Here is a 20,598-nt window from a genome sequence, read left to right on the forward strand (position 1 = left end):
GAGCGCGCCGGACAGGCGCGCTCGCCCGGCCCTCTCCCGTAGGAGAGGACGTCGAAGGTTATTTCAGCGTGATGGTGGTGTTCACCGCGCCGCCCACGTCACTTTCGTCGAACCAGCGCTGGGTGACCGTCTTGGTCTGCGTGTAGAACTGCACGACCTGCTTGCCGTAGGGGCCGAGGTCGCCGAGTTTGGAGGCGCGCGAGCCGGTGAAGGAGAACATCGGCACCGGCACCGGGATCGGCACGTTGATGCCCACCTGGCCGACGTCGATCTCTTCCTGGAAGTGCCGCGCCGCCGCGCCGGAGCGGGTGAAGATGGCGGTGCCGTTGCCGTTGGGGTTGGCGTTGATCATCTCGATGGCTTCGTCCAGGGTCGCCGCGTGCATCACGCAGAGCACCGGGCCGAAGATTTCTTCCTTGTAGATGCTCATCTGCGGAGTGACGCCGGAGAAGATCGTCGGGCCGACGAAGTTGCCGTCGGCATAACCGCTGACGGACGGGTTGCGGCCGTCCAGGGCGAGCTGGGCGCCTTCGGCAACGCCGCGCTCGATCAGGCTGCTGACGCGATCCAGCGCCGCGCAGGAGACCAGCGGGCCGACGTCGGTGCCCGGCTCCACGCCGGCGCTGACCTTCAGCGTCTGCGCCTTGGCGACCATCTCCGGCAGCCATTGCTGCGCCTCGCCCACCAGGATCGCCACCGACAGCGCCATGCAGCGCTGCCCGGCCGCGCCGAACGCGGCGCCGGCGAGGTTGTTGAGGGTCTGCTCCTTGTGCGCGTCGGGCATGACGATGGCGTGGTTCTTCGCCCCCATCATGCACTGCACGCGCTTGCCGGCCTGGCTGGCACGGTTGTAGACGTGGGTGCCGACCTTGGTGGAACCGACGAACGACACCGCCTTGATGTCCGGGTGGTCGCAGATCGCGTTCACCGCATCGACGCCGCCGTGGATGACGTTGAGCACGCCGGCCGGCACGCCGGCCTGCAACGCCAGCTCGGCGAGGCGCATGGTCACCATCGGGTCCTGCTCCGAGGGCTTGAGGACGAAGGTGTTGCCGGTGGCGATGGCCATCGGGAACATCCACAGCGGGATCATCGCCGGGAAGTTGAACGGGGTGATCCCGGCGCAGACGCCCAGCGGCTGCATCAGCGTATAGGTGTCCACCCCGCCGGCGACGTTGTTGGCCAGTTCGCCCAGTTGCAGGTTGCCGATCCCGGCGGCGTGCTCGACCACCTCCAGGCCGCGGAACACATCGCCCTCGGCGTCGGCCAGGGTCTTGCCCTGTTCGGCGGTGAGGATCGCCGCGAGTTCCTTCATGTTTTCGCGGATCAGTTGCTGGTACTTGAGGAAGACCCGCGAGCGGGCGCCGATCGGCGTCTTGCGCCAGGTCTTGAAGGCCTGCTTGGCGCTGCTCACCGCGGCCTCGATTTCCTCGGGCGTGGCGAACGGCACCCGCGCCAGGACTTCCTGGGTCGCCGGGTTGATCACGTCGCGCCATTGCGTGGTGCGCGACTCGACGAGCTCGCCGCCGATGAGGAGTTTGACGTTGGGAATGCTGGTGCTCATGGTCGATGTCCTGACTGTCGTTGTGCGAAACCTGCGCGGCTCACCGCGCAGGAAGGAGGCGTCGGCCGCTCAGGGCGTATCCAGCGCCGGCGATGCGCGGCGCGACTGCGCCGGTTTCATGTTGTCGATGGCGGCCCGGTCGCCCTGCATCAGCGCCGTGCAGAACAGCGCCACCACGCCCATGCCGATCAGGTAGGCGACCACGTAGCGCGGGCTGCCGTCGGCCGCGCCGAGCAGCGAGGTGGCGATCATCGGGGCGAAGCCGCCGCCTAGAACGCCGGCCACCTGCACCGCGAGGGAGATGCCGCTGTAGCGGATTTCGGCCGGGAACTGCCGGGCGAAGAGCAGCGATTCGGGCGCGTAGAGGATCGGGAAGACCACGCCCACCGCCAGCACCATCGCCCACCAGACCAGCAGCGGCTCGCGGGTGCCGAGCATGCTGAAGAACGGATAGACGAACGCGCAGAGCAGCAGCAGGCCGGCGAAGTACAGGCGCTTCTGGCCGACCTTGTCCGACAGCCAGCCGCAGAACGGCATGGTGAGCAGGGAAATCGCCGCGCCCGCGGTGATCGCGTGCAGCACCTCGGCGCGGGGAATCTTCAGCTGGTTGGCCGCGTAGGCCAGGGCGAAGGTCACCGCCATGTAGAACCAGGCGTTCTCCGCCATGCGCGCGCCGATGATGGTCAGGGTCGCGCGCGGGTACTTGCGCACCACCTCGAACAGCGGCACGCGGACTTCGCGCTTCTGCTCCTTGAGCTTCTCGAAGTCCGGCGACTCGGCGACCTTCACGCGGATCAGCCAGCCAACGCCGAGCAACACCACGCTGGCGAGGAACGGCAGGCGCCAGCCCCAGCTCATCATCTGCTCCTCGGGCAGGGTCGCCACCGCGCCCATGGCCAGCGAGGACAGCACCAGGCCGGCACCGACGCCGGTCTGCGGCAGGCTGCCGTAGAAGCCCTTTTTGCCTTCGGGCGCGTGTTCCACCGCCATAAGCACGGCGCCGCCCCACTCGCCGCCGACCGCCATTCCCTGCAGGAAGCGCATCAGCACAAGGATCACCGCGGCCCAGTAGCCGATCTGTTCGTAGGTGGGAATCAGGCCGATGGCGATGGTCGGGATGCCCATCATCATCAGCGTCATCATCAGCATCGACTTGCGCCCGATGCGGTCACCGAAGTGGCCGAAGATGATGCCGCCCAGCGGCCGGCCGATGAAGCCCACGGCGTAGGTGGCGAACGCGGCCAGCACACCGGTGATGGGGTCGAGGGCGGGGAAGAAGAGTTTGTTGAAGACCAGCGCCGCGGCGGTGCCGTAGAGGAAGAAGTCGTACCACTCGATGGTGGTACCCGCCATGCTGGCGAGACCGGCGATGCGGTAATGCTTGCGGCCGGATCGGCCACCTGTCGATAGCGATTCGTTCATGGTTGCCTGCTCTATTGTTTTTGTCGTTAGGGCTTTGCAAGGTCACGGAAGCGGCTGGTAGCAGCGACCGGCTTCGAGTATAGGTGTGCAAACTTCCGATAAGTCAGAACAAAAGCACCGGTTGGATATGCAAAAAAATCTCATGCTCGCCAGTCAGATGAACTGGGACGACCTCAAGTTCTTCCTCGAAGTGGCGCGCACACGCACCGCCAGCAACGCCGCCAGGCGCCTCAACGTGGACTACACGACGGTGTCGCGGCGCATCCGCGCGCTGGAGAAGGCGCTGGGCGCGCTGCTGTTCGAGAAGTCGCGCTCGGCCGGCTTCGTGCTGACCCCCGAGGGCCTGCACCTGCTGGGCTACGCGGAGTCGCTGGAAAGCACCCTGCAGGCCGCCTGCGAGCAGGTTTCCGGGGCCAGCCTGGCACTGTCCGGGCATGTGCGGATCGGCTCCACCGAGGGTTTCGGCAGCTTCTTCGTGGCGCCGCAGCTGAGCCATTTCCAGGACGTCTACCCGAACATCTCCATCGACCTGCTGCCGGTGCCGCACTTCATCAGCCTGTCGCGCCGCGAGGCGGACATCGCCATCACCCTGGAACGCCCGGAGCGCGGGCCTTATGTCTGCTCCAAGCTGTGCGACTACAACCTGCGCCTCTACGCCACCGCCGAGTACCTGGCGCAGCATCCGCCGATCGGCTCGGTGGAGGACCTCGCCGGGCACAGCTTCATCACCTACGTCGACGACCTCGCCTTCAGCCCGGAGCTGCTCTATCTGGAGCGCGTGGTGCCTAACGCCAGCAGCCAGCTGCGCAGCACCAGCGTGGTCGCCCAGTACCTCTCGGCGCTGCAGGGCCGCGCGCTGGCGATCCTGCCGTGTTTCCTCGCCGGGCCGGACCCGCGGCTGGTGGAACTGCTGCCGCAGCAGGTGGAGGTCACCCGGCAGTTCTGGATCTACTACCGCGAGGACTTGCGCCGGCTCAAGCGCATCACCCAGGTCAGCGAATACCTGCGCGCCTGCACCGAGGCCAATCGCGGCTTCCTGCTCGGCGAATCGCGGGCGATGAGCTTTCTCTAGGTTCGGCTGAGCCGGGTGCGCATGGCGCACCCGGCGGCCCTCGTCGCCATCGGGTCAGCCGGGCGCGGGCGCAGCCGTGCGACCGAAGCGCTGCAGCTGCATTTCCTTCAGCCGGCTCAGGGTGCGGCGGAACGGAAAGGCCAGGTAGCCCTCGGTGTACAGCGCATCCATCGTCACCTCGGCCTCGATGTAGAGCGGCACCTGGCGGTCATAGCACTCGTCGACCAGGGCGATGAAGCGCCGCGCGCCGTCGTCGTGCTTCGACAGCCTGGGCAGCTCGCGGTCGCCGGCAGCCACCTGCTCGGCCGCGTCCTCGGTGCCACGGGCGATCTTGCCCTCGCCCTGGCGCGCGCTCATGTTCGGCACGCCGCTCAGCAGCACTGCATCGAACTGGTCGCAGAGCACGATGAAGTCGTAGGCCGCCAGCGGCCCCTTGCACAGGTCGTCGAAACGGCTCCAGAGCACCCGTGCGCTGCGCCGCACCACGGCGATCGGGCGGTGCGCCAGGCTCACCGGTTCGCAGGAGCCGGCATCGTCTCCCGCCAACTGCCGGAAAACCGCCTCCAGGGCACTTGGCTGCCCGGCCTGGGCCAGCCAGTAACGCTGCAAGCCGGCACCCGGATGCAAGCGGTGATCCTCGCCGCCGTCGAGGTTGACCACCTGCATGCAGCGGTTGATCGCGGCGATCGCCGGCAGGAAACGCTGGCGGTTGAAGCCGTCCGCATAGAGCTGCTCGGGCGGCTGGTTGGAGGTGGCGACCAGCACCACGCCCTGCTCGAACATCACCTCGAACAGCCGCCCGAGGATGATCGCGTCACCGATATCAGTGACGAACAGCTCGTCGAAACACAGCACCCTCACCTCGCGCCCCAGCTCCGTGGCCAGTGCCTGCAGCGGATCGGCGGTGCCGACCAGTTGGAACAGCCGCTGGTGCACCCAGCGCATGAAGTGGTGGAAGTGCTGGCGCCGGGCCGGCACCTGAAGGCTCTCGTGGAAGCGATCCATCAGCCAGGTCTTGCCCCTCCCGACCGGGCCCCACAGGTACACGCCGCTGCCGGGCGAAGCGCCGCCACCGGCATGGATGGCCTGCTGGCAGCGCTCGAGGATCTGCACGGCGTGCCATTGCGCCGGGTCCGACTGGAAACCCTGCTCGACCGCGAGGCGATACGCCGCCAGGGGAGAAAGCGAACTCATGAGTGAACTACCGAGGGAAGACCGCGCGAATGATGGGCCATCGCGGCGCGGCTTTGAAGTCGCGTCGCTGGCCCCGCCCGGCAATGTGCCGTACGACGCGTTCGCTGTTGCAACGAAGGGCAACTAACACCGAAGAAACACTGCCTGGCCGCGCCCGGGAGTATCCACGCAAGTTCGAGGTCACAACTGGGTAACCGCGTGATTACGTTATCCCGGAGAACTGCCATGACGATCGAGATCAATACCCACAATTCCACCTGCGCCGTTTTCGTCGACGACCGCAAATACGAAAGTCCCCTGGACCAGGTACGCGTGACTACCGACGAGGCGACGCGCATGTCGGTACTTGAAATAGCCGGACGCCGCCAGCTCATCAGTGAACCGGATGCCGAGCACCTGATAGGTGCAGGCGCCGAAGACGCGCGTTTCAATCTATTGAAAGACGACTGAGTCGCGTCATTGAATCTTTCTGCGTAAATACAGTCTTTTCAGTACGCCGCATTAATCCGCGTATGGATGTATTCGCGGCGATGGATATAATCGCCGCGCCCAACGCGGCGACAAGTATCAAGAACGATAAAAAACCCGACGCAGCGCAGCGGCCCCACCGCCTCGCCCAGCGTCCTCCATGTTCGATCAACAGGATCAATCGTGAATAAAGACGAACTGCGCGCAGAACTAGAGCGCCAGGCGCAACGCTATATGGATATTAACGGCGGAGAAGTCAAAACCTACGCTGCTCAACCGGAACCCGAGCGTAAGCCTTGGCGCAAGAAAGCCAGTGTGCTGGACCAAGCTTTCCAGCAGGAACTGCAAAAGATGGAAAAGGAACTGGAAAAAGCCGATACCCAAGGCGTCTGAGTATTTCCACTTTCCTGATCAAATGAACGCAGCGGTCGCCCCAAAAAAGTGCGGCCGCTGCGTATCCATCATCGAACTTTTCACCATTCGCGACATTTCGTCGTATGCACTCAAGCTATCTTGGCGCTGACCGATAGGCTGCACAGGCCAGGTGTTTGGCCGACTACCCGTGCACGTCAAACCGGATTCCGCCATGCCTTCGAACCTGAAGTTCAGCCACAAGATTCTGCTCGCCGCCTCGCTGGTGGTGGTGGTCGCCTTCTCGCTGTTCACCCTCTACAACGATTACCTGCAGCGCAACGCGATTCGCGAGGACCTGGAGAACTATCTGGGGGAAATGGGCGAGGTGACCGCCAGCAACATCCAGAACTGGCTGTCCGGGCGCCTTCTGCTGGTGGAAAGCGCGGCGCAATCGGTGGCCAACAACGATTCAGCGGACGCGATAGCCAACCTGCTGGAGCAAAAGGCGCTGAGCTCCAGCTTCAACTTCACCTACCTGGGCACTCGCGACGGCGCCTTCACCATGCGCCCGGACGATCCGATGCCCGACGGCTACGACCCGCGCACCCGCCCCTGGTACAAGGATGCGCTCGCCGCCGGCGGCACCACGCTCACCGAACCCTACATCGACGCCGCCAGCAACGAGCTGATCATCACCATCGCAACCCCCGCGTCCCGGGACGGCCAGACCCTCGGCGTGGTCGGCGGCGACCTGGGGCTGCAGACCCTGGTGAAGATCATCAACTCGCTGGACTTCGAGGGCATGGGTTACGCCTTTCTGGTCAGCGCCGACGGCAAGATGCTGGTTCATCCGGACAAGAACCTGGTGATGAAATCGCTGAACGAAGCCTTTCCCGCCAGCAAGCTGAACATCGGCCCCGGGTTCAGCGAAGTCGAAGGCGCCGAGGGCACGCGCATCGTCACCTTCGCCCAGGTCAAGGGGCTGCCCTCGGTGAACTGGTACGTCGGCCTGTCCATCGACAAGGCGAAGGCGTTCTCCATGCTGCAGGAATTCCGTACCTCGGCGATCGTCGCCACGATCGTGGCGGTGGTGCTGATCCTGCTGCTGCTCGGCATGCTGATCCGCGTGCTGATGCAGCCGGTGCGCCTGATGGGCCGTGCGATGGAGGACATCGCCGAAGGCCAGGGCGATCTGACCAAGCGCCTGGAAATCCACTCGCACGACGAGTTCGGCGACCTGGCGGACGCCTTCAACCGCTTCGTCGGACGGGTCCACGCCTCGATCCGCGAGGTGTCCTCGGCCACTGCCCAGGTGCATGAAGTCGCCCAACTGGTGGTCAGCGCCTCCAATTCGTCGATGAGCAACTCCGACGAGCAGGCCAACCGGACCCACAGCGTGGCGGCCGCGATCAACGAACTCGGCGCCACCGCGCAGGAAATCGCGCGCAATGCCGCCGACGCCTCGCACCAGGCTTCCGATGTCCGCAATCTCGCCGAAGAGGGTCGCCAGGTGGTGCAGAAGACCATCGGCGCGATGACCGACCTGTCCGGAAAGATTCGTTCGTCCTGCGACACCATCGAGGAACTCAACGGCAAAACCGCCAACATCGGGCAGATTCTCGAGGTGATCCGCGGCATTTCCGAGCAGACCAACCTGCTGGCGCTCAACGCCGCCATCGAAGCCGCGCGCGCCGGGGAAGCCGGACGTGGCTTCGCGGTGGTCGCCGACGAGGTGCGCAACCTCGCCCATCGCACCCAGGAATCGGCGGCGCAGGTGCAGCAGATGATCGAGGAACTGCAGGTCGGCGCGCGCACCTCGGTCAGCACCATGACCGAGAGCCAGCGCCACAGCGAGCAGAGCGTGGAGGTCGCCAACCAGGCCGGCGAGCGCCTGGGCAGCGTGACCCAGCGGATCGGCGAGATCGATGGCATGAATCAGTCGGTCGCCGCCGCCACCGAGGAACAGACCACGGTGATCGAGTCGCTGAACGTGGATATCAACGAGATCAACCTGCTCAACCAGGAAGGCGTGGAAAACCTCCAGGCCACCCTGCGCGCCTGTGGCGACCTGGAAGGCCAGGTGACCCGCCTCAAGTACCTGGTGGACAGCTTCCGCATCTGACCTGCGGCGCCGCCGGGCTCAGTGGCCTCCGCCGCCCGCGGCCTTGGCGGTGAACGGCGGTTTGGCCAGCCAGATAATCAGGATCAGGCCGAAGAACATCCACCCGAGCAGGGTGAAATACTCCACCGTCGAGAGCATGTAGGCCTGGCTCTCGACGATCTTGTCGATCTGCGCGTAGTGCGCGGTCGATGCCCCTCCCAACTGCTGCAGATACTGCTGCGTCGCCGGGTCGTAGGCGGTCACGTGCTCGGCCAGCTGCGCGTGGTGCAGGTCGGCGCGCCGCTGCCAGATCCAGGTAGTCAGCGACGAGGCGAAGCTGCCGCCAAGCACGCGCAGGAAGGTCGCCAGACCGGAGCCGTCGGCGATGTCCTTGGGTGGCAGGCTGGAGAGCAGGATGCTGGTGGTGGGCATGAAGAACAGCGCGATGCCCAGCCCCATGAACACCTGCACCTCGGCGATGTGGCGGTAATCCACCTCGGTGTTGAAGGTGGCGCGCATGAAGCAGGATGCCCCGATCACCAGGAACGAACCGCCGGACAGCAGGCGCATGTCGACCTTGTGCGCGAAACGCCCCACCAGCGGCGAGAGGAACACCGGCAGCAGGCCGATCGGCGCCGCGGCCAGGCCCGCCCATACCGGCGTGTAGCCAAGCTGCGTCTGCAGCCACTGCGGCAGCAGCAGGTTGATGCCGAAGAACCCGGAATAGCCGAGCACCAGCGCCAGCGTGCCGAAGGAGAAATTGCGGTAGCGGAACAGGCTCAGGTTGACGATCGGGTGCTTGTCGGTGAGTTCCCAGATCACCAGGGCGATCAGTGCCACCACCGCCACCGCGCCGCCGACCTGGATGAAGGTCGACTCGAACCAGTCCAGGTCGTTGCCCTTGTCGAGCACCACCTGCAGCAGGCCGACGCCGATCACCAGCAGGCTCAGGCCGACGTAGTCGATAGGCTGATGAACGATCTTCTCCGGCCGTTTGCCCAACTGGCTCCAGACCACCAGGCAGGCGAACACGCCGATCGGCACGTTGATGAAGAAGATCCAGGGCCAGCTGTAGTTGTCGGTGATCCAGCCGCCCGCGATCGGTCCGATAATCGGCGCCACCACGGTCACCATCGCCAGCAGCGCCAGCGCCATGCCGCGCTTGGCGGTGGGAAAGATCGCCAGCAGCAGCGTCTGCGCCATCGGATACAGCGGCCCGGCGACGAACCCCTGCAAGGCGCGGAACAGCACCAGCTCGGGCATCGAGCGGGCGATGCCGCAGAGGAACGAGGTGATCACGAACAGCATCACCGCGGCGAGGAACAGCTTCACCTCGCCGAAGCGCCGCGCCATCCAGCCGGTCAACGGCAGGGCGATGGCGTTGCACACGGCGAACGAGGTGATCACCCAGGTGCCCTGCTCCGAACTCACCCCGAGGTTGCCAGCGATGGTCGGCAACGCGACGTTGGCGATGGTGGTGTCGAGCACCTGCATGAAGGTCGCCAGGGAAATCCCGATGGTCGCCAGCAGCATGCTCGCCGGGCGGAAGGCGTTATCGCTCATGGCAGCCTCCCGTCAGCGCCCGGCCACGCCACCGGCGCGGGTGCCCGGCGCGTTGCGCTGGATGATCTGCTCGATCAGCGCGTCGGCCTCGGCCAGTTGTCGCTCGTACACGTCGGTGGAGAAACGCGGCTGCTCGAGCGGCTTCTGCGCCAGCAACTCGCCGTCCTGGTCGTGCAGGTCGACGTTTACATCGGTGGACAGGCCGATCCGCAGCGGATGCTTCTTCAGGTTGTCCGGCTCCAGGCGGATGCGTACCGGCAGGCGCTGGACGATCTTGATCCAGTTGCCGCTGGCGTTCTGCGCCGGCAGCAGAGAGAACGCGGTGCCGGTGCCGACGCCGAGGCTTTCCACGGTGCCGCGGTAGCGCACATCGCTACCGTAGAGGTCGGCCTCCACTTCCACCGGCTGGCCGATGCGCATGTCGCGCAGCTGGGTTTCCTTGAAGTTGGCGTCGATCCAGATCTGCTCCAGCGGCACCACCGCCATCAGCGGAGTACCCGGCTGCACGCGGCTGCCGACCTGCACCGAACGCTGCGCGACGTAGCCGCTGACCGGCGCCACCAGGCTGCTGCGCACCTCATCGAGGTAGGCTTGGCGCATCTGCGCCGCCGCCGCCTTGACGTCCGGGTGCGACGCGATGTCGGTCTCGTCGACCAACGCGGCGTTGGTATCCAGCTGCTGCTGCGCGGAGGTCAGCGCGCTCTGCGCCGAGGTCAGGGTGTCGCGGGCGTGGGACAGCTCTTCCTGGGAAATCGCGCCGCCCTGAGCCAGCTTCTGGCGACGCTGGAAGTCGCTGCGCGCGCGCTCCACGTCGGTCTTGCGCGAGGCGACCTGGGCCCTGTAGGAGTCCACGTTGCTGTACAGCCCGCGCACCTGACGCACGGTCTTCGCCAGGTTGGCTTCGGCGCTCTGCAGCGCGACCTCGCTGTCGCTCGGATCGAAACGCACCAGCACCTGGCCCTGCTCGACGTAGTCGCCATCGTCGGCGCCGATGCTGACCACCGTGCCGGTGATCTGCGGGGTGATCTGCACCAGGTTGCCGTTGACGTAGGCGTCGTCGGTACTCTCGTGGAACCGCCCGTAGAACAGGTGATAGAGGTAAACCCCGAGCACGGCGAGGATCACCAGCAGCGCCAGGCCGATGAGCAGCGTCCTGCGCTTGCCGGAGGATTTATTGTCGTTCTGTTCGGCGCCGGCGTTCTCGGCGCGCTCGACGGTGTTGGGCGTGGAATCGGCCATGGTCGTCTACTCAGCGTGAAGAGGTGGAGGCTGCGGCGAGCGGAGTCGCGGGCGAGCCGGAAATCTGGAAACCGCCGCCCAGCGCCTGCATCAGCAGCACCGCGCTATCGACGCGCTGGGCGTTCAGGCTGACGAGCTGGCGCTCGGCCTGCAGCAGTTGCTGCTCGACACTCAGCGCGTCGAGGTAGTTGCCGATGCCGTCGCCGTAGCGCTGCATGGCGATGTCGAAGGAGCTGCGGGCGATGTCGCGGGCGCGCTGCTGCTGGAGGATCTGCTGGTCCAGCGAGCGCAGATGGGTGATGCCGTCGCCGATATCGCCGAGCGCCGCGAGCAGCGTCTGGTTGTACTGCGCCACGGCGAGGTCGTAGTCGGCATCGCGGCCGGCCAGGTCGGCGCGCCGACGGCCGCCGTCGAAGATCGGCAGCGACAGCGCCGGTCCGACCTCGAAGAAGCGGCTCGGCCCACCGAACAGGGCGTCGCCGAGCACCGACTTGATACCGGCGGACGCCGTCAGGTTCAGGTTCGGGTAGAAGCGCGTCCTGCTGGCGTCGATGTCCCGCGACGCCGCCTCGACGCGCCAGCGCGCGGCGACCAGGTCCGGGCGCCGGCCGATCAGCTCCGCTGGCAACTGCGCCGGCAGGCTCACCGCGGTCGGTGCGATCAGTTGCGGACGCGGCAGCTCGGCACCGCGGTCCGGGCCCTTGCCCAGCAGCACCGCCAGGCGGATCTGCGCACTGCGCACCTGCTGGCGCGCGGCGGTCAGCGTCGCATCGGCCGCGGCTTCCAGGCTCTGCGTCTGCTGCAACTGGTATTCGCTGTCGATCCCGGCGGCGTATCGGCGCTGCGACAGCTCGAGCATGTCGCGGGTGCGTTTGAGGTCCTGCTCGGCGATGTCCTGGGTGCGGAACGCCAGGCCGAGGTCGTTGTAGCCGCGCGCCACGTTGGCGGCGAGCGTCAGCCGCGCGGCCTGGCCATCGACTTCGCTGGCCCGCGCGCGCCCCAGCGCCGCTTCCCAGGCGGCGCGCTCGCCACCCCAGAGATCGAAGCTGTAGCTGGCATCCGCCGACAGGCTGCGCAGCGTGCCGTAGCGTTCGCCCTGGCCACTGGGATCATCGATGCGCGACTCGCGCGAACGGCTGACGGCGGCGTTGAGGTCGACATTCGGCTGACGGTCCGCATCGGCGGCGAGCGCGGCGGCGCTGGCCTGGCGCGTACGCGCGTCGGCTACCTGGAGGTCGGGGCTGGAGGCCAGCGCTTCGCGAATCAACGCATCGAGGCGCCCATCGCCAAGGCTGTTCCACCAATCGGAACGCGGCCAGGCGGCCGGCGTCAAGCGCTCGCTGGCAAGGGTAGCCTCGCTACTCAACGTGGTGGCATCGAGCAGCGCACCCTGGGGCTGCAACCCGCGTGACGAGGCGCAGCCGGCCAGCGCCAGGGCCACGCACAGGGCGCAAAGGGAAAGGCGTACGTTCATCTCAGTGCGCTCCCAAGTCATCCGGCAACAGGCCGGTGGGTGTCAGCACCTTGCGCAGCAACCGATCCAGCTCCTTGAACTCCTCGCGGGTCAGGGGCTGCGTCAGCTCGTTCAGCGCATCGGCGGCGATGGACATGATCTGCTGGCTGAAGGCCTTGCCCTGCTCGGTCAGCAGAAGACGCACCTGGCGCCGATCGGCGTCGCAACGCACCCGCGTCAGCAGGCCCTTGTTCTCCAGCCGGTCGAGCATCCGCGTCATCGCACCACTGTCCAGCGACAGCGCCCGACACAGGGCTGCCGGCGTATCCAGTGCAGCGTCCTTCTGTTGCAAGAGCAGGACCTTGAATTGCGCCGCCGTGACGTCGTGGGGAGCCAGGTACTTGTCGAGCAGGCGGTCCTTCTGCTGGTTGACCAGCGCGAGGAGGTGGCCGATGGAGTAGCGCAGGGGAAAATTGTCGCGATCGTAGTGCTGCATGTTCTCTGCCTAGTCAGCTATACGCAAAGAACAATACTGCCTAGGCAGCTATTAGACCATGACAAATCCTGCAACAGTCTTTCGCCGTAATCGAACAAGTTGCCCGCACTGCGGGCAAAGAAAAAGGCGCCTCAGGCGCCTTCGTCGTCAGTCTTGCCGGGCGGAGGCCCCTCGCCCTCCCCGCCCCTGAGCCGCTCCCACAACGCCTGGGCGTCGGGAAACTCGGTGCCATCCTCGCTGCCCAGCGCCTCCGGATCGTAGCGCCGCACGCAGCCCTCGCCGACGGTGGGCGGCGCTTTCGAGGTGGCACGGTCGAGGGGGTCGCTCACGGGCAACTCCGGCTCAGTCGAACACGACGGTCTTGTTGTCGTGGACCAGCACGCGGTCTTCCAGGTGGAAGCGCAGCCCGCGGGCGAGTACCCGGCGCTCGACGTCCTTGCCCAGGCGCACCAGGTCTTCGATGCTGTTGCGGTGCGAGATGCGCGCCACGTCCTGCTCGATGATCGGCCCGGCGTCCAGCTCCTCGGTGACGTAGTGGCAGGTCGCGCCGATCAGCTTCACGCCACGCAGCGACGCCTGGTGGTACGGCTTGGCGCCGACGAACGAGGGCAGGAAGCTATGGTGAATGTTGATCACCTGATGGGCGAAACGTCGGCACAGGTCCGGCGGCAGGATCTGCATGTAGCGCGCCAGCACCACGGTGTCGGCCTGGTGCTCCTCGACCAGACGCGAGACCTCGGCGAACGCCGGCTGCTTGTCCTGCGGATCGACTGGCACGTGGAAGAACGGAATGCCGTGCCACTCCACCATGCTGCGCAGGTCCTGGTGGTTGGAGATCACGCAGGGGATTTCGCAATCCAGGTCGCCGCTGTGCCAGCGGTGCAGCAGGTCGGCCAGGCAATGCGATTCGCGGCTCGCCATCAGCACGACGCGCTTCTTCTGCGCCGAATCGCTGATCCGCCAGACCATCGAGAACTGCTTGGCGATCGGTGCGAAGGCCTGGCGAAACTCCTCCAGATCGAACGGCAGCGACTCGGCGCGGATTTCGTGGCGCATGAAGAACCAGCCGCTCTGGTGGTCCGAGTGGTGGCTCGCCTCGCTGATCCAGCCGTTGTAGGTGGCCAGAAAGTTACTGACTTTGGCGACAATACCGACGCCATCCGGACAGGCGATGACCAGCCGAAAAGTGCGCATTTCTTTACTCCAGATTCACAAAGGCGGCCATTCTAGCCACACCCGTGGAAACTTTCAGTAACTGTCGCCAGGCGCCTGCCCTCGCCCGGCTAACGGCAGGCCGGCGGGCGCCGCTTAATTGTCCCGACGAAGAAAGCCGACGCCTCCTGCGGCTGTTGCCGTGACCAACTTCATGGCCATTGGCACTGGCCTTTAATCAATCGCCACCCAATAAAACCCGGTTAATTAAAAAATAACCCTTGCCCATCCATTAGATGTTTACTTGGCAAACAGCGATGACTATTATTAGGCCACTATCAACCCTCGGACTATTTAAGGTAAGCCAATGTCGCTGATCAATGAGTACCGCGCCACGGAAGAAGCCATCAAAGAACTTCAGGAGCGCCTGAAGAATCTGTCGCAAGACGACAAACTGCAGAAGGAGTTGGAGTTCGAAGGCAAACTGCGCGCACTCATGGGCGAATACTCCAAGTCGCTGCGCGACATCGTTGCCCTGCTCGACCCGGACGCCCGCCAGTCCAAGGCACCGCGCGCCAGCAAGGCGACCGGCACCGGCGCCACCAAGCGCGCGCGCAAGGTCAAGCAGTACAAGAACCCGAACACCGGTGAAGTCATCGAAACCAAAGGTGGCAACCACAAGACGCTGAAAGAGTGGAAAGCCAAGTGGGGTTCGGATGTAGTCGAAGGCTGGTCGAGTTTTCTCGGTTGATTGAACGCCAATAAAAACGCCGGCGATTGCCGGCGTTTTTATTTGTCCGCTTTTTTCGCAGCGCCGTTCACACGCCCCAGCGCAGACGCAGGGCCAGCGCATAATCCTGCCACTCACGCAACAACGCCTGTTGTTCCGGGCGGGCGCTTGCCTGCAACTCGCGCAATGCCTGGTCGAACGCCGGCAGTGTATTGGGGGCGCCGAACTCGGGCGCACTGAGCCTCGCTCGACAGAACTCCGCCCAGCGCTGTCGTTCTTCGCCGGACAAGGTTTCAACGAAGTTGCGCGCGCGATATCGGAACAACAATTCAGGCAGCCGCGGGTCGTCGAACGGCCAGGTTTCCCGAGCCAGCATTTGTGGATCGGCGCGGCGCACGCGTTCGCAGAGCTGGCGGTCGCGATCGCCGATGAAACCGTCATAGAGCATCTGTTCGGGGTCGTCGCAGGGCGGGAACGACTCCTCGGCGTAGACCAGCGGCAGTTTGTCACGCCACAGCGCCTGCGCCTCGCGCAGCAGCGCGGCGCGCGCCAGGCAGCCCTCGAGGTCCACGCCGAGGCGCTCGCGATCGCTGTCGCGCAAGACCTTGAGCGGCGCCAGCACCGGGCACTTGTTGACGTGCACCAGCTTGAGCGGCACCGGTGACTCGCCCTCGCCCAATTGGTCCCGCCGCCGATAGAGGCGCTGGCGCAGAGCCTCGCCGTCGAGCTCGAGCAACGGCAGGTGGTCGGCCTGCAGGTCGCAGACGATCAGCGCGTTGCGATTCTTCGGATGCCAGGCCAGCGGCAGAACGACAGCCAGGAAGCCGCGCTCCGCGGCGAAGCGCCCGGAGACATGCACCAGCGGCTGCAACGGCTGGATCTGTTCGTGCACGCGCTGCTTGCTGCGCAACTGGTAGAGGAAGTCGTAGAGCTTCGGCTGGCGCTCGCGGATCAACCGGGCCAGGGCGATGGTCGCGCGCACGTCGGCCAGCGCGTCATGGGCCTGGCCATGGTCGATGCCGTTGGCGGCGGTGAGCCGTTCAAGCTTGAGCGTCACCCGGCCGCCCTCGCGCGGCCATTGGATGCCTTCGGGGCGCAACGCGTAGGCGGTACGCACCAGATCGATCAGGTCCCAGCGGCTGTTTCCACCCTGCCACTCGCGGGCATAGGGGTCGAAGAAATTGCGGTAAAGCCCGTTGCGCGTCACCTCGTCGTCGAAGCGCAGGCTGTTGTAGCCGGCGACGCAGGTGCCGGGAAGCGAGAGCTCGCGGTGCAGAAGGGTGATGAATTCGGCTTCGCCCAGGCCCTTTTCCCGCAGCACCGAAGGCGTGATTCCAGTAATCAGGCACGCCGCGGGGTGCGGCAAGATGTCTTCGCTGGGACGGCAGTACAGATTCAGCGGCTGGTCGATCTCCACCAGCGCTTCGTCGGTGCGGATCCCGGCCACCTGCAGCGGGCGGTCCCGGCGCGTGTCGATGCCAGTGGTTTCGTAGTCGTACCAGAAGATGCTGGAGCTCACGGAGTCTTCCTTGTGGGGATTGCGTCGCGAGTCTAGCATCGCCGCGGCAGAGCCTCGCCGGTGCGTTGCGCTTGCCGGGCACCACGCCGGGTCGCTAGCATGCGCCAGCCTCTCCGCCCCTGGTTCAGCGATGCCCTCGACCGCCGTCAGCCAAGCCCTTCCGGCCCCGCGTACCGCGCCATTGGATACCCGGCTGCGCATCGAGACGCCCGAAGGCATCGACCTCATCCTGCGCCCCGCCGGTCTGGTGCCGCGCGCCCTGGCCTTCGCCATCGATCTCGCCGTCCGCGGGCTGATCCTCGGCGTGATGTTCGTCCCGCTGTTCACCCTCGGCCAGTTCGGCATGGGCCTCGGGGCGATCCTGATGTTCCTCGTCACCTGGTGGTACATGGTGCTGTTCGAGGTGTTCAATCAGGGCCGTACGCCAGGCAAGCAGATCATCGGTCTGCGCGTCGTCCACGACGATGGCACTCCGGTCGGCTGGGGCGCCTCGCTGACCCGCAACCTGTTGCGCTTCGCCGATATCCTGCCGTTCGGTTACACCCTCGGCATCCTCAGCTGCCTGAACAGCCGGGGCTTCAAACGCCTAGGCGACATCGCCGCCGGCACCCTGGTGATCTACCGCGAACGCCCCGCCGAACGCCCGCCGCTTGCCGCGGCCGAACCGCTGCGTGCGCCCTTCGCGATGAGCCTGGAAGAACAGCGCGCGCTGCTGGAGTTCGCCGAACGCCAGGGCGGCCTGTCCGCGGCCCGACGTGCCGAGCTGGCGGCGATCCTCGCCGAACCGCTTGGCGTGTCACCGCAAGAGGCCGAGGCGCGGATCAACGGCATTGCCCACGGCCTGCTGGGTTCGGCATGAAGCAGAGTCTGTTCGAAAGCCACTACCAGGCCGAATGGCAGCGCTTTGCCGCCGGGCTCGACGCGCTCGAACGCGGCAAGGCCACGCGCGAGGACTGCCGGGGTTTCGCCGCCGCCTACCGGCAGCTCTGCCAGCAGCTCGCCCTGGCCCAGGCGCGCGGCTACAGCCCGCACCTGATCGAGCAACTGCAACAGCTGGCGATGCGCGGGCACCGGCAGTTCTATCGCCACCGCAGCCAGCTAGGCGCCCGCCTGCTGGGTTTTCTGTTCGGCGGATTCCCGCGCCTGGTGCGTGCCGAATGGCGCAGCGTGGCGCTGGCCTTCGGGCTGTTCTTCGGCAGCCTGATCGGCATGGGCCTGCTGACCTACTGCTATCCCGAGCTGATCTATAGCCTGATGGACCCGGACCAGGTGCAGAACATGGAGTCGATGTACGACCCGGACGCGCATCGCCTGGGGCGCTTCGGCGAGCGAGGCTCCAGCGACGACTGGGCGATGTTCGGGTTCTACATCATGAACAACATCGGCATCGCCTTTCAGACGTTCGCCAGCGGCCTGCTGTTCGGCCTCGGCAGCCTGTTCTTCCTGCTCTTCAACGGCTTGACCATCGGCGCGGTGGCCGGGCACCTGACCGAGATCGGCTATATCCATACCTTCTGGTCGTTCGTCATCGGCCATGGCGCCTTCGAGCTGACCGCCATCGCATTCTCCGGCGCGGCCGGGCTCAAACTCGGCTGGGCGCTGCTGGCGCCGGGTCGGCTGACCCGCGGCGAGGCGCTGCGCCAGGCCGCCCGCACCAGCGTGCAACTGATCGGCGGGGTGATCCTGTTCCTGCTGATCGCGGCGTTCATCGAGGCCTACTGGTCGTCGATGACCTACACCACACCGACCGTCAAGTACGCGGTCGGCGCCGCGCTCTGGGCGCTGGTGCTCGCCTACTTCCTGCTGGTTGGACGCCGCCATGCGCCTGACTGACGCCAGTGTGGCGATCCGTCCGCGCAGTGCCTGGGAGGCGCTGGACCTCGGCGTGCTGCTGGCGCGCCGCCACGCCGGCCTGCTGATGGCCAGCTGGGCGCTGATCACCCTGCCGGTGCTGGCGCTGCTCACGCTGCTGCTGTGGGAGTATCCGAGCTGGGCGATGTTCGCCTTCTGGCTGCTCAAGCCGGCCTACGAACGCCTGCCCCTGTACATCCTCTCTCGCGCGCTGTTCGGCGATACGCCAAGCCTCGGCCAGGCGCTGCGAGCCTTCCCGCGCCTGCTCAGGCCGCAACTGATCGCCAGCCTGACCTGGCGCCGGCTGAGCCCGACGCGCAGCTTCGACCTGCCGGTCCTGCAACTCGAAGGGCTTTCCGGTGCCGCGCGCAATCAGCGCCTGGTGGTCCTCGGCCAGCGCGATACCGGCGCGGCGAGCTGGCTGACCATCGTCGGCGTCCACCTGGAAATGGCCCTCTGGCTCGGCCTGGTCACCGCCCTTTATATGTTGCTGCCGCAACAGATGAGCATCGACCTCGACTGGCAGAAGCTGATCTCTCCCGACGCCGGGAGCTGGCTGTGGCTCGATCACCTGTCCAACCTGCTCTACGCATTGGCGCTGATCGTCTGGGAGCCGGTGTACGTCGCCTGCGGCTTCAGCCTTTACCTGAACCGTCGCACGGCGCTGGAAGCCTGGGACATCGAACTGATATTCCGCCGTATTCGCCAGCGGCTCGGCGGGGTCGCCTACGCGCTGCTGATCGGCCTCGGCCTGCTGCTGGTGCAGCCGATGGAACGCAGCTGGGCGCAAGACGCATCCGCGGCCATCTGCCCGCTGCCGGAGGCCGACCCGCTGGGGCCGGACGCCGATCGCCTGCAGCAACAGACGCTGACCAGCAAGGCCAGCCGCGAGGCGATCGGCCAGTTGCTCGATGCGCCGCCCTTCGAGAACCGCCAGACCGTCACCCGTTGGCGCTTTGGCGACGACCCGCAGAAGGAGGTCGACGGAGGCGACGTCGAGTCATTGGCGCAGTTGCTCAGGGGCCTGTTCCACCTCGCGGAATTCTGGAAGCGCATCGACGGCATCGCGCTGCTCTTCGAGGTGCTGCTGTGGGCGTCGATCTTCGGGCTGATCGGCCTGCTGCTGTGGCGCTACCGCGAATGGCTGACGCTCTTCGCCACGCGGCATGAACGACGGCAAGACCTCGCGCAGGAGCGCCCGGCCGTGCTGTTCGGCCTGCAGGTGACGCCGGAAAGCCTGCCCGACGACATCCCCGGCAGCGTGGAACGCCTGTGGGACGAGCAGCCGCGCGAAGCCCTGGGCCTGCTCTACCGCGCCCTGCTCAGCCGCCTGCTGGGCGAGTTCCGCCTGCCGCTGAAAGGCGCGCACACCGAGGGCGAAGTGCTGCAACTGGTGGAAGAGCTCTACCAGGACGACCTCAGCGCCTATGCGAACCGCCTGACCCGCCATTGGCAGAACCTCGCCTACGGCCACCGGACCCCGCCACCCGCCAGCCGCGACGAGCTGTGCCAGGGCTGGCGGCAGCTGTTCGGGCACGGAGTGTCGAGATGAAACGGCGTCCGCTGTTCTACCTCATCTCGGCGACCGTGCTGGTGCTCGGCCTGCTGGCCATCTACCTGCTCGGGCAGGCCACGCCCTATCAGGAAGAAGTCAAACAGGGGCCGGCTCCGGAAGTCGCCGCCAATCCCTACCTCGCCGCCGAGCGCTTCCTTCGCGGGCGTGGCCTGCAGGTTCAGCGCGCCGATGGCCTGGAACGGCTGGCGACCCTGCCCAGCGTCGGGCAGACCCTGCTGCTGCTCGGCGAGCGCGAGCGCATCACGCCGCGGCAGAACGAACGGCTGCTGGAATGGGCGGCCAGGGGCGGCCACCTGCTGGTGGTCGCCGAGCGCCTGTACGACGAGGCCAAGGGTGAAAGTGGCGACCTGCTGCTGGATCGCCTGGGCATCCAGCAACTGCGCAGCAAGGATCTGGAGAAGCAGGCCGAGGAGCCCGGACAGGAAGTCGATGCCTATCCGGAACTGACCAAGCTCTACCTGGAGAACGAAGAGGCGCCGGCCTACATCGGCTTCGATACCGATTTCCACCTGTTCGATTCGCAGAACCGCGCCCAGTCCTGGGCCAACAGCGCCAAGACCACGCACATGCTGCAACTGCAGTACGGCGACGGGCTGATCAGCGTGGTCACCGACGCCTGGATCTGGCAGAACCGGCACATCGAGGACTACGACAACGCCTGGCTGCTCTGGTATCTGACCCAGGACAGCGCCGTCACCCTGCTCTACCGCGCCGACCGCGACAACCTCGCCAGCCTGCTCGCCGAATACTTCCCCGAAGCACTGGTCGCCCTCGCCCTGCTGCTGGTGCTCGGCCTCTGGCACGTCGGCCAGCGCAGCGGCCCGCTGCAGCCGCGGGCCGCGCC

19 protein-coding genes and 1 pseudogene are annotated in these 20,598 nt (G+C 66.2%); 10 read left to right on the forward strand and 10 right to left on the reverse strand.

All coding sequences use genetic code 11. The features are described from left to right. Nucleotides 1-58: 58 nt before the first annotated feature. Together B2X67_RS00075 and B2X67_RS00080 are read right to left on the reverse strand one after the other, a co-directional pair. Nucleotides 59-1,564: a CoA-acylating methylmalonate-semialdehyde dehydrogenase gene (locus tag B2X67_RS00075; protein WP_286784231.1), complete on the reverse strand. Its 1,506-nt coding sequence runs from the start codon at nt 1,562-1,564 to the stop codon at nt 59-61. Between the two features lie 69 nt (nt 1,565-1,633). Further along, entirely contained in the window at nt 1,634-2,986 is a 1,353-nt protein-coding gene (locus tag B2X67_RS00080) for an MFS transporter (protein WP_090231685.1), read from the reverse strand. A gap of 127 nt (nt 2,987-3,113) precedes the next feature. Here B2X67_RS00080 and B2X67_RS00085 point away from each other — a divergent pair, with 127 nt between their 5' ends. Next, a complete protein-coding gene (locus B2X67_RS00085; RefSeq protein WP_282343253.1) occupies nt 3,114-4,058 on the forward strand; it encodes a LysR family transcriptional regulator in 945 nt (314 codons plus the stop codon). A gap of 54 nt (nt 4,059-4,112) precedes the next feature. On the opposite strand, the gene zapE is transcribed toward B2X67_RS00085, so the two are convergent. Continuing rightward, entirely contained in the window at nt 4,113-5,252 is a 1,140-nt protein-coding gene (gene zapE / locus B2X67_RS00090; RefSeq protein ID WP_286784232.1) for a cell division protein ZapE, read from the reverse strand. A gap of 225 nt (nt 5,253-5,477) precedes the next feature. Here zapE and B2X67_RS00095 point away from each other — a divergent pair, with 225 nt between their 5' ends. The 4 genes and pseudogenes from B2X67_RS00095 to B2X67_RS20755 all read left to right on the forward strand — a co-directional run bounded on the left by B2X67_RS00095 (nt 5,478) and on the right by B2X67_RS20755 (nt 8,196). After that, on the forward strand, nt 5,478-5,702 hold the full coding sequence (locus B2X67_RS00095; RefSeq protein WP_090231688.1) for a DUF3203 family protein: 225 nt from the start codon (nt 5,478-5,480) through the stop codon (nt 5,700-5,702). Between the two features lie 201 nt (nt 5,703-5,903). After that, complete coding sequence (locus B2X67_RS00100) at nt 5,904-6,113, forward strand: hypothetical protein (RefSeq protein WP_282343249.1); 210 nt, start codon at nt 5,904-5,906, stop codon at nt 6,111-6,113. A 337-nt stretch (nt 6,114-6,450) separates the two neighbouring features. Next, nucleotides 6,451-7,338 (forward strand): annotated as a pseudogene (locus B2X67_RS20750) (HAMP domain-containing protein); the annotation flags it as partial. A gap of 93 nt (nt 7,339-7,431) precedes the next feature. Then, on the forward strand, nt 7,432-8,196 hold the full coding sequence (locus B2X67_RS20755) for a methyl-accepting chemotaxis protein (protein ID WP_376747815.1): 765 nt from the start codon (nt 7,432-7,434) through the stop codon (nt 8,194-8,196). An 18-nt stretch (nt 8,197-8,214) separates the two neighbouring features. Here B2X67_RS20755 and B2X67_RS00110 read toward each other — a convergent pair whose 3' ends face one another. The 6 genes from B2X67_RS00110 to purU form a co-directional block, all read right to left on the reverse strand. Further along, complete coding sequence (locus B2X67_RS00110) at nt 8,215-9,738, reverse strand: DHA2 family efflux MFS transporter permease subunit (RefSeq protein ID WP_090231691.1); 1,524 nt, start codon at nt 9,736-9,738, stop codon at nt 8,215-8,217. Between the two features lie 12 nt (nt 9,739-9,750). Next, on the reverse strand, nt 9,751-10,977 hold the full coding sequence (locus tag B2X67_RS00115; protein WP_286784234.1) for an HlyD family efflux transporter periplasmic adaptor subunit: 1,227 nt from the start codon (nt 10,975-10,977) through the stop codon (nt 9,751-9,753). 10 nt (nt 10,978-10,987) lie between these two features. Continuing rightward, complete coding sequence (locus tag B2X67_RS00120) at nt 10,988-12,451, reverse strand: efflux transporter outer membrane subunit (RefSeq protein WP_286784235.1); 1,464 nt, start codon at nt 12,449-12,451, stop codon at nt 10,988-10,990. Between the two features lies 1 nt (nt 12,452). Beyond that, on the reverse strand, nt 12,453-12,926 hold the full coding sequence (locus B2X67_RS00125; protein ID WP_286784236.1) for a MarR family transcriptional regulator: 474 nt from the start codon (nt 12,924-12,926) through the stop codon (nt 12,453-12,455). A gap of 131 nt (nt 12,927-13,057) precedes the next feature. Further along, entirely contained in the window at nt 13,058-13,255 is a 198-nt protein-coding gene (locus B2X67_RS00130) for a hypothetical protein (protein WP_282343239.1), read from the reverse strand. Between the two features lie 13 nt (nt 13,256-13,268). Then, complete coding sequence (gene purU / locus B2X67_RS00135) at nt 13,269-14,120, reverse strand: formyltetrahydrofolate deformylase (RefSeq protein WP_090231696.1); 852 nt, start codon at nt 14,118-14,120, stop codon at nt 13,269-13,271. 325 nt (nt 14,121-14,445) lie between these two features. Here purU and mvaT point away from each other — a divergent pair, with 325 nt between their 5' ends. After that, nucleotides 14,446-14,829: a histone-like nucleoid-structuring protein MvaT gene (gene mvaT / locus B2X67_RS00140; RefSeq protein WP_282343236.1), complete on the forward strand. Its 384-nt coding sequence runs from the start codon at nt 14,446-14,448 to the stop codon at nt 14,827-14,829. Nucleotides 14,830-14,896: 67 nt separating this feature from the next. Here mvaT and sbcB read toward each other — a convergent pair whose 3' ends face one another. After that, nucleotides 14,897-16,327: an exodeoxyribonuclease I gene (gene sbcB, locus B2X67_RS00145; protein ID WP_286784237.1), complete on the reverse strand. Its 1,431-nt coding sequence runs from the start codon at nt 16,325-16,327 to the stop codon at nt 14,897-14,899. Nucleotides 16,328-16,457: 130 nt separating this feature from the next. On the opposite strand from sbcB, the gene B2X67_RS00150 reads away from it, so the two are divergent. The 4 genes from B2X67_RS00150 to B2X67_RS00165 all read left to right on the forward strand — a co-directional run. Continuing rightward, nucleotides 16,458-17,186: an RDD family protein gene (locus B2X67_RS00150; RefSeq protein WP_286784238.1), complete on the forward strand. Its 729-nt coding sequence runs from the start codon at nt 16,458-16,460 to the stop codon at nt 17,184-17,186. Continuing rightward, nucleotides 17,183-18,160 carry a stage II sporulation protein M gene (locus B2X67_RS00155; RefSeq protein ID WP_286784239.1) on the forward strand — a complete coding sequence of 326 codons (978 nt, stop codon included), beginning with the start codon at nt 17,183-17,185 and terminating at the stop codon, nt 18,158-18,160. Before B2X67_RS00150 ends, B2X67_RS00155 begins: the two co-directional genes overlap by 4 nt. Next, nucleotides 18,147-19,730 (forward strand): DUF4129 domain-containing protein, encoded by a 1,584-nt coding sequence (locus B2X67_RS00160; RefSeq protein ID WP_286784240.1) that lies wholly within the window; start codon nt 18,147-18,149, stop codon nt 19,728-19,730. Before B2X67_RS00155 ends, B2X67_RS00160 begins: the two co-directional genes overlap by 14 nt. Further along, a partial coding sequence (locus B2X67_RS00165) for a DUF4350 domain-containing protein (RefSeq protein ID WP_286784241.1) occupies nt 19,727-20,598 on the forward strand: 872 nt, incomplete at its 3' end. The genes B2X67_RS00160 and B2X67_RS00165, both read left to right, overlap by 4 nt.

The organism is Pseudomonas sp. UBA3153 (assembly GCF_002364635.1).
GTDB lineage: Bacteria > Pseudomonadota > Gammaproteobacteria > Pseudomonadales > Pseudomonadaceae > Pseudomonas_O > Pseudomonas_O kuykendallii.

Excerpts from the sequence above, each read along its gene's own strand:
- B2X67_RS00075 (WP_286784231.1), bottom strand. The coding sequence starts at position 1,564 with ATGAGCACCAGCATTCCCAACGTCAAACTCCTCATCGGCGGCGAGCTC.
- B2X67_RS00080 (WP_090231685.1), bottom strand. The coding sequence starts at position 2,986 with ATGAACGAATCGCTATCGACAGGTGGCCGATCCGGCCGCAAGCATTAC.
- B2X67_RS00085 (WP_282343253.1), top strand. The coding sequence starts at position 3,114 with ATGCAAAAAAATCTCATGCTCGCCAGTCAGATGAACTGGGACGACCTC.
- zapE (WP_286784232.1), bottom strand. The coding sequence starts at position 5,252 with ATGAGTTCGCTTTCTCCCCTGGCGGCGTATCGCCTCGCGGTCGAGCAG.
- B2X67_RS00095 (WP_090231688.1), top strand. The coding sequence starts at position 5,478 with ATGACGATCGAGATCAATACCCACAATTCCACCTGCGCCGTTTTCGTC.
- B2X67_RS20755 (WP_376747815.1), top strand. The coding sequence starts at position 7,432 with ATGAGCAACTCCGACGAGCAGGCCAACCGGACCCACAGCGTGGCGGCC.
- B2X67_RS00110 (WP_090231691.1), bottom strand. The coding sequence starts at position 9,738 with ATGAGCGATAACGCCTTCCGCCCGGCGAGCATGCTGCTGGCGACCATC.
- B2X67_RS00115 (WP_286784234.1), bottom strand. The coding sequence starts at position 10,977 with ATGGCCGATTCCACGCCCAACACCGTCGAGCGCGCCGAGAACGCCGGC.
- B2X67_RS00120 (WP_286784235.1), bottom strand. The coding sequence starts at position 12,451 with ATGAACGTACGCCTTTCCCTTTGCGCCCTGTGCGTGGCCCTGGCGCTG.
- B2X67_RS00125 (WP_286784236.1), bottom strand. The coding sequence starts at position 12,926 with ATGCAGCACTACGATCGCGACAATTTTCCCCTGCGCTACTCCATCGGC.
- purU (WP_090231696.1), bottom strand. The coding sequence starts at position 14,120 with ATGCGCACTTTTCGGCTGGTCATCGCCTGTCCGGATGGCGTCGGTATT.
- mvaT (WP_282343236.1), top strand. The coding sequence starts at position 14,446 with ATGTCGCTGATCAATGAGTACCGCGCCACGGAAGAAGCCATCAAAGAA.
- B2X67_RS00150 (WP_286784238.1), top strand. The coding sequence starts at position 16,458 with ATGCCCTCGACCGCCGTCAGCCAAGCCCTTCCGGCCCCGCGTACCGCG.
- B2X67_RS00155 (WP_286784239.1), top strand. The coding sequence starts at position 17,183 with ATGAAGCAGAGTCTGTTCGAAAGCCACTACCAGGCCGAATGGCAGCGC.
- B2X67_RS00160 (WP_286784240.1), top strand. The coding sequence starts at position 18,147 with ATGCGCCTGACTGACGCCAGTGTGGCGATCCGTCCGCGCAGTGCCTGG.